The sequence below is a fragment of the Streptomyces sp. NPDC006450 genome (genome assembly GCF_040612195.1).
GTDB lineage: Bacteria > Actinomycetota > Actinomycetes > Streptomycetales > Streptomycetaceae > Streptomyces.
In genome coordinates, this window is sequence record NZ_JBEXPT010000004.1 from 12395 (window position 1) to 25411 (window position 13017).

Here is a 13017-nt window from a genome sequence, read left to right on the forward strand (position 1 = left end):
CGCCGACGCCCCACGCCGGCCGCCGGCGCGGGGCCGGGGGCGGCCGCCGGTGGGGGCCGCCCCCCCCTTCGGCGGTTCAGCGGGACCCCGGGTCAGTCCGCGGCCTGGAGGAGGTCCTCCAGCTGCTCCTCACGGGCCTGGGCGGCCACGAAGAGGAGCTCGTCGCCCGGCTCCAGGGTCTCCTCGCCGTGCGGCGTGAGCACCCGGTTGCCCCGGATGATCGTGACCAGCGAGGTGTCCTCGGGCCAGGTGATCTCGCTGATCTGCTTGCCCGCGACCTGGGAGTCGGCGGGCAGGGTCAGCTCGACGAGGTTGGCGTCGCCGTGGCTGAAGCGCAGCAGCCGGACCAGGTCGCCGACGCTGACGGCCTCCTCGACCAGCGCCGACATCAGGCGCGGCGTGGAGACGGCGACGTCGACGCCCCAGGACTCGTTGAAGAGCCACTCGTTCTTCGGGTTGTTCACCCGCGCCACGACCCGGGGGACCCCGTACTCGGTCTTGGCGAGGAGGGAGACGACCAGGTTGACCTTGTCGTCACCGGTCGCGGCGATGACCACGTTGCAGCGCTGGAGCGCCGCCTCGTCGAGCGAGGTGATCTCGCAGGCGTCGGCCAGCAGCCATTCGGCCTGCGGCACCCGCTCCACCGAGATGGCGGTCGGGGCCTTGTCCACGAGGAGCACCTCGTGGCCGTTCTCCAGGAGCTCGCCCGCGATGGAACGGCCCACCGCGCCGGCTCCGGCGATCGCGACCCTCATGCGTGTGCCTCCTCAGGCCCCTCGGCGAAGGCGGCCTCCACCTTGTCGATCTCGTCCGTCCGCATCATCACGTGGACGAGGTCGCCCTCCTGGAGGACGGTCGCCGACGTCGGCAGCATGGCCTCGCCCAGCCGGGTGAGGAAGGCGACGCGGACGCCGGTCTCTTCCTGCAGCCGGCTGACCTTCTGGCCGATCCAGGCGGTGGAGGTGTGCACCTCCGCGAGCTGGACACCGCCGCTCGGATCGCGCCACAGCGGCTCGGCGCCGGAAGGCAGCAGCCGGCGCAGCATCTGGTCGGCCGTCCACCGCACGGTGGCGACGGTGGGGATGCCCAGGCGCTGGTAGACCTCGGCGCGCTTGGGGTCGTAGATGCGGGCGGCGACGTTCTCGACGCCGAACATCTCACGGGCCACCCTGGCGGCGATGATGTTGGAATTGTCACCACTGCTCACCGCGGCGAAGGCGCCCGCCTCCTCGATGCCGGCCTCGCGCAGCGTGTCCTGGTCGAAGCCGACTCCGGTGACGCGGCGGCCGCCGAATCCGGCTCCCAGCCGGCGGAATGCGGTGGGGTCCTGGTCGATGACCGCGACCGTATGCCCCTGCTGTTCCAGGGTCTGCGCGAGGGCGGAGCCCACTCTTCCGCAGCCCATAATGACGATGTGCACGGCCGTCCTTCCGGCTGTCAGCGGCTCGCTGGGTTCCAGCCTCATTGCTGCTCTGGCTTAACAGGGTCTCAGACCATGGCCCAAGCTACACACGGGCGGTCACCAGTGTGACCATTTGCGCGGGAGGTGGCGCTCCATTGCCCTGGATGCGGAGGGACTTCCCGTCGTAGTGGGGTGGGGGTTCGTCAGGCCGATTTCGAACGCTTACGATCCTCTGCGTGTCCAAACTGACCGACGTGCCCAAACGGATCCTGATCGGCCGGGCGCTACGAAGCGACCGCCTCGGGGAAACCCTCCTTCCCAAGCGGATCGCCCTCCCCGTGTTCGCGTCCGACCCGCTCTCCTCGGTGGCATATGCCCCGGGCGAGGTCCTGCTGGTCCTCTCGATCGCAGGCGTGTCGGCGTACCACTTCAGCCCCTGGATCGCCCTCGCGGTCGTCGTGCTGATGTTCACCGTGGTCGCCTCCTACCGGCAGAACGTCCACGCCTACCCCAGCGGCGGCGGTGACTACGAGGTCGCCAACACCAACCTCGGGCCGAAGGCCGGTCTCACCGTCGCGAGCGCCCTGCTCGTCGACTACGTCCTGACGGTCGCCGTGTCGATCTCCTCCGGAGTCGAGAACCTCGGCTCCGCCGTCGATTTCGTCATCGAGCACAAAGTGCTCTCCGCGATCCTCATGATCCTGCTCCTCACACTGATGAACCTGCGCGGCGTGAAGGAATCCGGGAACCTCTTCGCCATCCCCACCTACGTGTTCGTCGGCGCCGTCTTCGTGATGATCGCCTGGGGCGCCTGGCGCGGCCTGGTCCTGAACGACACCATGCAGGCCCCGACGGCCGACCTGGAGATCAAACCCGAGCACGAGGGGCTCGCCGGCTTCGCGCTGGTCTTCCTGCTGCTGCGCGCCTTCTCCTCCGGCTGCGCCGCGCTCACGGGCGTCGAGGCCATCAGCAACGGCGTGCCCGCCTTCCGCAAGCCCAAGAGCAAGAACGCGGCCACCACCCTCGCCCTCATGGGCGGCCTGGCCGTCACCATGTTCTGCGGGATCATCGCCCTGGCCATGGCGACCGACGTCAAGATGGCCGAGAACCCCTCCGAGGACCTCCTGGAGAACGGCACCCCGGTCGGCCCCGACTTCGTCCAGCACCCGGTCATCTCCCAGGTCGCCGAGGCCGTCTTCGGCAACGGCAGCTTCCTCTTCATCGTGCTCGCCGCGGCCACCGCGCTGGTCCTCTTCCTCGCCGCGAACACCGCGTACAACGGCTTCCCGCTGCTCGGCTCGATCCTCGCCCAGGACCGCTACCTGCCGCGCCAGCTGCACACCCGCGGCGACCGCCTCGCCTTCTCCAACGGCATCGTGCTGCTCGCGGGCGCCGCGATGCTGCTCGTGTGGATCTACGACGCCGACTCGACGAAGCTGATCCAGCTCTACATCGTCGGCGTGTTCGTCTCCTTCACGCTGAGCCAGATCGGCATGGTCCGGCACTGGAACCGCCACCTGCGCAAGGAGCGCGACCCGGCCGCGCGCCGCCGGATGCACCGCTCCCGGGCGATCAACACCTTCGGCGCCTTCTTCACCGGCATGGTGCTGGTGGTCGTCCTGGCCACCAAGTTCACCCACGGCGCCTGGGTCGCCCTGCTCGGCATGGTCATCTTCTACGGAACGATGACCGCGATCCGCAAGCACTACGACCGGGTCTCCGAGGAGATCGCGGCGGCCGAGGGCCCGAGCGACGACAGCGTGCGCCCCTCGCGGGTCCACTCCATCGTCCTGGTCTCCAAGGTCCACAAGCCCACCCTGCGCGCCCTGGCCTTCGCCAAGCTGACCCGCTCGGACCGGCTGGAGGCGCTCAGCATCAGCGTCGACCCGATCGAGACCAAGGCGCTGCGCGAGGAGTGGGAGCGGCGCGGCATCAACGTCCCGCTCAAGATCCTGGACTCCCCGTACCGCGAGATCACCCGCCCGGTCGTCGAGTACGTGAAGGGCCTGCGCAGCGAGAACCCGCGCGACGCCGTCAGCGTGTACATCCCCGAGTACGTGGTCGGACGCTGGTACGAGCACCTGCTGCACAACCAGAGCGCCCTGCGCCTCAAGGGCCGGCTCCTCTTCACCCCCGGCGTGATGGTCACCTCGGTGCCCTACCAGCTGGAGTCCTCGGAGCTGGCGAAGAAGCGGGCGAAGAAGCGCGCGGAGTGGAACGCCCCGGGCGCGGTGCGCCGCGGGCCGGTCGACACCCCGCGTCCGCGTCCGAAGGACCCCGCGGCGAAGTAGTCCGCAGCCCCGGAACCGGGGTGGCGAACGGCCGGACGAGATCCACGTAAACTGGTGGGTCGGTCGTCCGGCCGTTCCTTTTTGATCTTCTGATCCACATCCTTGGAGTCTCCCCACCATGACGAGCGAGCAGAACGAGAAGCAGTCACTGGTCGGGGAGGAGTACGAGGTCGAGGTCGGCCCCGTCGCGCACGGCGGGCACTGCATCGCCCGGACCGCCGAGGGCCGCGTCCTGTTCGTCCGGCACACGCTGCCCGGCGAGAAGATCGTCGCGCGCGTGACCGAGGGCGACGTCGACTCCCGCTTCCTGCGCGCCGACGCCATCACCGTCCTCGACCCCTCCAAGGACCGCACCCCGGCCCCCTGCCCGTACGCCGGCCCCGGCAAGTGCGGCGGCTGCGACTGGCAGCACGCCAAGCCGGGCGCCCAGCGCCGGCTCAAGGGCGAGGTCATCGCCGAGCAGCTGCTGCGGCTCGCCGGCCTCACCCCGGAGCAGGCCGGCTGGGACGGTACGGTCATGCCGGCCGAGGGCGACAAGGTGCCCGCAGGGCAGGTCCCGCAGTGGCGCACCCGCGTGCAGTACGCGATCGACGAGGACGGCGTCGTGGGCCTGCGCAAGCACCGCTCGCACGAGATCCAGCCGGTCGACCACTGCATGATCGCGGCGCCCGGCGTCACCGAGCTCGGCATCGAGGCGCAGGACTGGCCCCAGATGGAGACCGTCGAGGCCATCGCCGCCACCGGCTCGAGCGACCGCCAGGTCGTCCTGACCCCGCGCCCGGGCGGCCGCCTCCCGCTGGTCGAACTCGACAAGCCGGTCTCGGTCCTCCGGGTCGAGGAGAAGGACGGCGGGGTCCACCGCGTCCACGGCCGCCCCTTCGTGCGCGAGCGCGCGGACGGCCGCACGTACCGCGTGGGCATGGGCGGCTTCTGGCAGGTCCACCCCCAGGCCGCCGACACCCTGATCAAGGCCGTCATGCAGGGCCTGATGCCGCGCAAGGGCGAGATGGCCCTCGACCTCTACTGCGGCGTCGGCATCTTCGCCGGCGCCCTCGCGGAACGCCTCGGCGACACCGGCGCGGTGCTCGGCATCGAGTCCACGAAGCGCGCGGTCGAGGACGCCCGCCACAACCTCACCGACTTCCCCCGCGTCCGCATCGAGCAGGGCAAGGTCGAGCAGATCCTCCCGAAGACCGGCATCACCGAGTGCGACCTGGTCGTCCTGGACCCGCCCCGCGCGGGCGCCGGCAAGCAGACGGTCCGCCAGGTCGCCGGCCTCACCCCGCGCCGCATCGCCTACGTGGCCTGCGACCCGGCAGCCCTCGCCCGCGACCTGGGCTACTTCCAGGAGGCGGGCTACAAGGTCCGCACCCTGCGCGCCTTCGACCTCTTCCCGATGACGCACCACGTGGAGTGCGTGGCGATCCTGGAGCGGGTGGCGAAGGACGCCTGACCTGCGGTTTTTCGGAATTCTTCAGCTGCTCGACTTGTTTCCGCGCACGCGACGCGTGAAGGTCTGTTGGAGCTTGCGAGGACTGCTTGACCTGCGGTTTCAGTGCGGAGAGCCGCGGTCGTTGCTAGCGGTGCCCGGGCACTCCTCAAGCTTCTGACGTTCGAATGACGCACGTTCTGAAGCCCCATCACATCGGCCCGGCCACGTCCAAGCACGGGGCCGGGCCGATGTGATGGGGCTCGGGATTGGTAGGTAAGCAGCCCTTTGCTGTCCGAACATCTAAGTAGTAAGCGGTCCCCGTAACGGCATCTCTGAGTCAGTGCCCGACTGTGCAAGCCTTTCGAGACTGGGGAGTGGATGGCATCGTGGTCCATGGGACTCGTACTCCAAGCGAGGCGCCTCACGCTACGTGGGCATGCTGTGTCGGTTAGCAGCTGGGGACCTTCGGCCGGCCAACCGGCGAGCCGATCTGCCGCTTCGAACGCGCCCGGTCGGGCGAACTGGCCGATGTCGACATCAAGAAGCTCGGCAGCATCACCGGCGGCGGCGGGTGGTGACCGTCGGCAGGCGGGCCGGCGAACGCAACGGCCGGGCTACCACCTGGGAACGCAAGAGCTGCAAGCCGGTGATCGGCTACAGGAGAGTCCTCAACGACGAGCGCCAGGCACCGCCATCGCCTTCTGGCGTCGCACGAACTCCTTCTTCATTGGGTGCTCGTACGTCCGCCCGCTCCTGCTGGCCGTCAGTGCTGCCGCCGCCCGAACCGGGGTCCTCCCCGAAGCAATGATCAGGATGTGGGCCTCACTGTGGTGTACCCGGACTCGCGTAAGCACGCTGCACAGCGAGCTACAGCCGAGCGATCCACCCCTCTGTTCACCGTCGCACGGATCGCTCGAGGTACGGCCACGGACAATCCAAACCGCCGGAAGGATTGGCACCGTCCAACGCGGTTCGTTCGTCGTCCGTCAGAGGGGCAGCCGCGAGTATCTTCTGCGGGTTCATGAGACAGCCTGCGCCGCTCCGAGGCAGGAGCGTCCGGTATGCCGTACACGGAGCCGTCCTGAGCCTCACCAGGCCCTGTAGCCGAATCGTTGCCGACCCTGATCTCCGTGTCCGTGCCCTACGGATCTTCGGGGCCTTCGCCTACCGGAGCGAAGTCCCGTCTCTGTCTGAGGCGGCGAGCAGGGCACGACGTCCTGAGACGCCACCTCGACGGTGTGGTGCTTCGCGGCTGACGAATGCCAAACGGCGGCACTGACGACGTCAGACACCGTCGCCAGTATCAAGGCCTGCCGTCGTCTCGCGTGAGGGATCCGGTATGGAAACGGACTGGACCTTGCAGTGCCGTGCGCGCTCCGTCGAAGTCTGCCAGCCGCGCGGCAACGGTGGCCACCGCAAGGCGCTGGGGGAGCGCTGCTGAGAACTTCAGGCCGTGTACCGCCCGGTGGTCGACATCAGGTAGCACCAGGGCGTTTCCGTTGTCAGCATCCTGACGAGCCATTCGCCACATGTCGGCTGTCAGGTCTTCTCGTAGCCGCATGTAGCAGTCCGTCGGCCGTTGAACTGGGTCACTGATCGACGGAAGCGTGGCAGCGAGTGTCGCGTTCGCTCGGTAGCCGGCCCATGTCCACCACCGCACATCCGTTCCAAGTCGGGTGATCAGGGAGCCGTCAGCGTGGGCGATTTGAGGAGCTTCGTCCTCGCGCCACTCGGTCAGGCAACCCTCGGCCCGACGGGTGAGAGAAACCAGGGGGTCTGCTCCGAGAACTACGTCGCGCATCGAGCGGGTCAAGGCGTACGAGAGGCCGGCGAGCGACCCGCCCGTCCACTTGGCGATGCCGCCACCATCGGCAGGCTCGACGAAAGCCCGCTTGCGTCCCCAGTCGATGAACGTCACCTGCCAGCTGCGTCCGCCGAGGAGCAACCGGCGCGGGCCCGGCCGCTCCTCCGTCAACACGGAAGGGTCGGTCTGCCCGATCTCGGTACGACCGGACAGGACCGTGAACTGAGGGGGAGCGGTGAAGGAAGCGGTCAGCTCGATGAAGTGACGCCGGCCGAATCGCCGCTCCGCCTCGGGACCGATGAAGAGCATGCTGCCGTCCTCGTCGAGGAACCCCTCGTCCACCAGGTGTCGCAGGATGGGAGCCGCCGATCCGTCGAACGGGGCCAGCCCGTTCCACATTCCTTCCCATGTCCGGTTGCCGATGCGGTGTTGTTGGAGCGTGGCGGCGAGCAGCTGTTGTGCCACGAGGTGGCGCGGCTGTGGCGGAGGGATCACCGGCTCGACCCAGCCGCGGCCCCAGAGCAGCAGGAGAGCGGCGGCCTGTAGCAGGGTGTCCTTGGTGGTGGCGAGGAACAGGCAGTTGCGCGTGGTCCCCGAGCGCCGCCCGGTACGGCCGATGCGCTGGAGGAAGGACGCCACTGTACGGGGCGAGTCGATCTGGATGACGCGGTCCAAGTCGCCCACGTCGATGCCTAGCTCCAGTGTGGAGGTGGAGACGATGACGCAGTCGCGTGCCTCCGCGAAGGCCTGCTCCGACCGGGCTCTTTCCTCGGCCGAGAGCGAGGCGTGCGAGAGGAACACCGTCACTTCGCGTGCTCGCAGAGCGGCTCCCAGCTCCTCCACCTGTCGTCTGGACTCGCAGAACACCAGCCGCTTCTCACCCCTGTGCAGAGCTGCGATCAACTTGGACGCGTTGTCGAGGGAGCCCACGTAGTCCAGCTCCACCTCGCCCGGCGGCCGGAGGTTGCCGTTTGTGGCGGCCACGGTCGGGTCGGCAGCGGGCGAGAGCGCGAGGTCCGGGGCGACGACCCGGCCCGGGCGTTTGCCCGCACCGGAACCTTGAAGCCAGGTGAGGAGCTGCTCCGGGTTCCCGACGGTTGCGGAGAGACCGATCCGCTGGATGGGGCGTTCTGTTACCTGCTCCAGACGTTCCAGCACGGCGAGCAGGTGCCAGCCGCGATCGTCGCCCGCGAACGCGTGCACCTCGTCCACCACGACCGCCCGGACCCCGCTCAGAAGATGGGCGTGGTCGGTCTTCACCCCGATGAGCATGGCCTCGAGTGACTCGGGCGTGGTGAGGAGGATGTCGGGTGAATCCGTACGGATGCGCCTGCGCTGGGACTCCTTGGTGTCTCCGTGCCACAGCTCGGCCCTGCGGCCGAGCCATCGAGCGTAGGAGTCGACGCGGGTCACCAGGTTGTTGAGGAGTGCTTTGAGCGGGCACAGGTAGAGAACGGACGTTCCGGACCAGCGCTCGCGGGACATCGCAGAAAGAATGGGCAGGCATGCTGCCTCGGTCTTGCCACCCGCAGTGGGCGCGAGCAGCACGGCGTCTTCGCCGTCCATGAGGGGATCGATCGAGGCCCGTTGTAGAGGGCGTAGGTCAGGCCAGCCCAACGTGTTCACGACATGGTGGAGGACTACGGGGTCAAGTCGGTCGACGGGGTCCGCGCCGGGTCGGTGGGTGGTGGTGTGGGCGGACCCGGCATCCCCGGCCTCGTCTCGGCTCATCACACGTCCAGGTCGATGTCGTCGGCTGATCCGGATGCCGCGTGATTGCGCTCCACGTCCGTGAGTTCGCTGCTCGTCACGGTCAGCCGGTAGTGCTGACGGGGGTCGAAGTCCTCGAACTGGTCCACGCGGTCCAGGACGTCACCGACCAGCTTCTTGAGGAACAGTCGCGGCGCCACACCTGCCTTTCCCCCGAGGGCTCCGCCCACCGCCCGGGCGAGGTCGGCAACGTACGCATCGTCGGCGAGTGACTTCACACGGTCCGGCGAAGAGGCACCCTGCGCATACAGGTCGCGGATGGTCACTCCGAGGCCGACCAGAGACTCCTGGGTGAAGCCCGGCAGCCGGACTTGCACAGCACGCGGATTGTCGAAGCGCGGGTCGGTGGTGAAATCGGTGGCGAGGCGCTGGGCGAGAGGAGCGAGCCGCTGAACCCCCTGCTGTCCGTCGTAGAACGCCGGAGTTCCGGTGATCAGGAGATAGAGGCCGGGGAACCGGCCGGAGTGCACCTCGTCGATGAGCTGCCGAAGGGCGTTCAACGCCTTGTCCCGTGCATCCGAACGTACGCGCTGCAGGGTCTCGACCTCGTCCAGGACGACGAACAGACCGTTGTGTCCGGAGTCGCGCAGCACGGTGAGGAGGCCCTGCAGGAAGCCGAAGGCCCCGAAGTGATCGAGGTCGCCGCGGACTCCGGCGGAGCGCCGGGCTGCCGCAGCCACATGTGGCTGGCCGCCCAGCCAGGCGAGGACGGCCGCTGCCGTCGCCTCGTCGCCCCCGGCGAGGGCTGACTTGTAGCCGCGCAGTGCTGTGGCGAACGAGGGCGCGTGCCGTGACACCTCGGCCAATCGCGCCGTCAGCAGCTGCTCGACTGCCTGCGGGAGACCCTCCTCGTCGGCGCCGTCCGCGAGGGCATCCTCTTCCAAGGTGTAGAACCATGAGTCCACTACGGGCCGGAGCGCACTCGGGGGGAAGCTCGCGGTGGCCAGCCGCTCGGTGAGGCGCCGGTAGACGGTCTCCAGCTTGTGGAGCGGGGTCTCCGTCTCGGAGATCTGGATCTCCGCCAGCGCGAAGCCCCTCCGCTTGGCCCGTTCACCGAGCCACCGGGTGAAGAAGGTCTTGCCCGACCCGTACTCCCCGCGGACGGCCTTGAACACCGACGAACCGGAGGCGACCGTGTCGAGCTCGGCATCGAGCGCTGCCTCGAACCGGTCCAGGCCGGTAGCCAGGAGGTCGAGCCCGCTTTCGGGAACGGCACCGCGGCGCAGGGCGTCGATCACCGCACGGCGACGCGCCGCGCTGGCCGGGGAGGGGCGGGAGGAAGCAGCGATACTCACGTCACCAGTGTCCCATTCCGGCGGCGCACGGCGGTTGGCCGAAGTCGACTACTGGTGTGGACGATCTCGTTGACCTCCATGTCGCGTGATTGGTCTAATCGCCGCTTGCGTGATGAAGGCGCAGCACTGCGAGGGTGGGGAACAAGCACGTGGCCGGACTCGACAATGTGAAACTCAAGGCGCTCCTGGCAGATGTGGCGTCAGGCTCCCTTCAACTGCCCGATTTCCAGCGGGACTGGAAGTGGGATGACGATCGAATTCGCGCCATTGTTGCGACGGTGACGCTCGATTACCCCCTGGGCGTGGTGATGACGCTGGAGACGGGGGGCGACTCACCCTTCCGTGCCCGTGCCCTCACCGGTGCGCAGGTGGCGGAGGACGTGGCGCCCAGCTTGCTGCTCCTCGACGGACAGCAGCGTCTCACCTCGTTGTTCCAGGCTCTGTTCCAGGACAGTCCCGTCGAGACCACTGACGCGCGTGGCAACTCGGTCAGGCGCTGGTACTACGCGGACATCAAGAACGCCATCGGCTCGCCCGCGGACCGCGACGAGGCCATCGTGTCCGTACCGGAGGACAAGGTCCAGCGATCCAACTTCGCCCGGAACATCGTTCATGACCTGACCACGGCGGAAGGGGAGTGTGCTGCAGGACTCTTCCCCCTGAGCATCGTTTTCGACACCGCGAAGGTGAACGCCTGGCGGCGAGCGTACGAGAAGATGGACGACGGTCACTTCGACCGGTGGAGCCGCTTCGAAGAGCAGGTCCTCGAGCCGGTGCGCTCCTTCCAGGTACCCATGATCAAGCTGGCTGCCTCCACGTCCATGGACGCCGTGTGCGCAGTCTTCGAGCGGGTGAACACGGGGGGCGTACCTCTCAACGTCTTCGAGCTCCTGACGGCGACCTACGCCGGTGACCGGGCCTACCGTGAGCGGACCGACGACTACTACCAGCTGCCTCAGGTCTGGCGTGCGATCAAGGAGGACCTGGCCGGCCGCCACCCAGTGTTCGGACGGCTCGAGGCTGGCATCGACGACGGACTGAGCAGCAGCGACTTCCTCCAGGCCGTTGCACTCGTGCGCACGTGGTCCCGGAAGCAGGACGGGCTGGGCACCGGCGTCTCCTGCAAGCGTCGGGACCTCCTCGAGCTGCCCCTCGCGGACTTCGAGTTTCTCGCGCCGAGGCTTGCCAAGGCATTCGCCTGGGCCGGCGCCTTCCTCGAGAGGCAGTGCATCGTGCGCGCCGCCGAGCTGCCCTACCGCACCCAGCTTGTGCCTCTCGCCGCGGTCAGGGCCGTCCTCGGTGAGGCGACCGACACGCTCGGTGCGGAAGACATGATCACGCAGTGGTACTGGTGCGGCGTGCTCGGCGAGATGTACGGCGGGTCCACCGAGACCCGCTTCACGCGGGACGTCGAACAGCTGGTGGCATGGGTCCGTCGTGAAGGTACCGCCCCGGAGACCGTCACCGACGCCTACTTCTTCCCGGAGCGGCTGGACACGCTCACCACGCGGAACAGCGCCGCCTACAAGGGAATCTATGCGCTGCTGATCAAGCAGGGCGCTGTGGACTGGCACCACACGGAGACGCCGCTGAAACCCGCCCTGATGGACGAGTACGGCGTGGACGTCCGGCACATCTTCCCCCGGGCCTGGGTGCGCCGGCAGTACGACGGGGTCAAGACCCCCCCTGCCAACTCCATCGTCAACAAGACACCGCTGTCCCTGCGTGCGGCTCAGGCCCTCACGGGTGCGCCTGCCGCCTATATCGACTCACTCGCCGCTGCCTCCGACATGCGCCGGGAGTGGTTCGACGACGTCATCGCGACGCATCTGATCGATCCGTATTTCCTGAGGAAGAACGACTACGAGGCGTTCTACGCGGCCCGCGCCAAGCAGCTTGAGGACATGGTGTACGCAGCCATGGGCAAGCGGACGATCCTGCGTGACACGACCGACGGCAAGGCGGTCAAGTGAACCAGAAGCCGAGCACCGAGGAGCTTCTCGCGTTCAAGGGCACAGAGGTCCCCCTCGGGGAACTGCTGGACCTGTTCGGCGTGCGGGTGCGCAGGCCGTGGAACGTGCACGAGATCGAGCAGGCACTGACTGACGCGGGGCTCGCCACCCTTCCGGACTTCGCCAACTGCGCTCCGGGTGCCCGTGTCCAGATCGTCGCCTTCGCCACGGCGGCGCAGGCCATGCCCGAACCTGACGAAACCGACGAGGCGGAGCGGGATCCGCTTCCGTCGGCCGCGCTGCCGCAGCGGCTCCGGATCGGTGACCTGCCGTCCGCCCGCGGCGGGGTGCATTGTGTGTCCCTCACGGCGGAGCTGTCCCAGGCGACGTACTTGATGCGCCAGCGAGGCTATGCGCAGATACCCGTCACGACGGGCATGACGACACTCCACGGAGTGATCACCTGGCGTTCCCTGGCTCTCATGTACGAGCGGGGCAAGGAGAGCAGCCTGGAGAACGCGATGCAGCAGGAGTCGCTCCCGGTTGCCGATGCGCGGCAGGAGTTCTTCGCCTGCCTGCCGATGCTGTCGGAGCACGGCTACCTTCTGGTCCGAGGTGAGGACGGGAGCCTGTCCGGCATCGTGACGCAGACGCACGTGGTCGGCCGCTTCGAGAGCGCCGCCCGCCCCTTCTTCCTGCTCGGAGAGATCGAATCCCTCCTGCGCCGGTGGCTGGGAGCCAAGCTCGCAGAGGAGGCGATCAAGGCGGTCCAGACGAACAAGAAGGCGGAGCACCGCTCGGGCAGGGTCGAGGACCTGACGTTCGGCGACTACGTCTATCTCCTCAACGGGGAGCAGAAGAAGCAGGCCATGGCCCAGCAGGCGGACCTCAACTGGGCCGCGCTCCAGTGTGAATCCCTGGACCGCGGCCAGTTCGTCCGCCATCTGCAACGCGTGAAGGACGTTCGGAACCGCATCGCTCACTTCGATGCGGAGCCTTTGCCCCTCGAGTCGATGCGGGAGCTGACCGCCTTCACCACCTTGCTGCGGGACTACGCCGGCTGAGCCACCG

Annotated in this window: 8 protein-coding genes and 1 pseudogene; 5 read left to right on the forward strand and 4 right to left on the reverse strand. The window is 68.2% G+C overall.

Annotated features, from left to right (window positions below):
- Nucleotides 1–92: 92 nt before the first annotated feature.
- Nucleotides 93–755 (reverse strand): TrkA family potassium uptake protein, encoded by a 663-nt coding sequence (locus ABZY57_RS02850; RefSeq protein WP_214953432.1) that lies wholly within the window; start codon nt 753–755, stop codon nt 93–95.
- Nucleotides 752–1420, reverse strand: a complete 669-nt coding sequence (locus tag ABZY57_RS02855) for a TrkA family potassium uptake protein (protein WP_327255350.1) — start codon at nt 1418–1420, stop codon at nt 752–754. The genes ABZY57_RS02850 and ABZY57_RS02855 overlap by 4 nt, the downstream gene beginning before the upstream one ends.
- A 218-nt stretch (nt 1421–1638) precedes the next feature.
- Here ABZY57_RS02855 and ABZY57_RS02860 point away from each other — a divergent pair, with 218 nt between their 5' ends.
- The 3 genes and pseudogenes from ABZY57_RS02860 to ABZY57_RS02870 form a co-directional block, all read left to right on the forward strand.
- Nucleotides 1639–3693 (forward strand): APC family permease, encoded by a 2055-nt coding sequence (locus ABZY57_RS02860; RefSeq protein ID WP_356507444.1) that lies wholly within the window; start codon nt 1639–1641, stop codon nt 3691–3693.
- Nucleotides 3694–3811: 118 nt separating this feature from the next.
- Nucleotides 3812–5146, forward strand: a complete 1335-nt coding sequence (locus tag ABZY57_RS02865) for a TRAM domain-containing protein (RefSeq protein ID WP_356507446.1) — start codon at nt 3812–3814, stop codon at nt 5144–5146.
- A 449-nt stretch (nt 5147–5595) separates the two neighbouring features.
- Nucleotides 5596–5697: pseudogene (locus ABZY57_RS02870) on the forward strand (IS481 family transposase); the annotation flags it as partial.
- Between the two features lie 731 nt (nt 5698–6428).
- Here ABZY57_RS02870 and ABZY57_RS02875 read toward each other — a convergent pair.
- The gene (locus tag ABZY57_RS02875) at nt 6429–8660 is read right to left on the reverse strand and encodes a DEAD/DEAH box helicase (RefSeq protein WP_356507448.1); all 2232 of its coding nucleotides are present in this window, start codon (nt 8658–8660) and stop codon (nt 6429–6431) included.
- Complete coding sequence (gene brxD / locus ABZY57_RS02880) at nt 8660–9994, reverse strand: BREX system ATP-binding protein BrxD (RefSeq protein WP_356507450.1); 1335 nt, start codon at nt 9992–9994, stop codon at nt 8660–8662. The genes ABZY57_RS02875 and brxD overlap by 1 nt, the downstream gene beginning before the upstream one ends.
- A gap of 149 nt (nt 9995–10143) precedes the next feature.
- On the opposite strand from brxD, the gene ABZY57_RS02885 reads away from it, so the two are divergent.
- Both ABZY57_RS02885 and ABZY57_RS02890 read left to right on the forward strand, forming a co-directional pair.
- On the forward strand, nt 10144–11967 hold the full coding sequence (locus ABZY57_RS02885) for a DUF262 domain-containing protein (RefSeq protein ID WP_356507452.1): 1824 nt from the start codon (nt 10144–10146) through the stop codon (nt 11965–11967).
- Nucleotides 11964–13010, forward strand: coding sequence for a CBS domain-containing protein (locus ABZY57_RS02890; RefSeq protein WP_356507454.1), 1047 nt, complete (start codon nt 11964–11966; stop codon nt 13008–13010). Before ABZY57_RS02885 ends, ABZY57_RS02890 begins: the two co-directional genes overlap by 4 nt.
- Nucleotides 13011–13017: the final 7 nt, after the last annotated feature.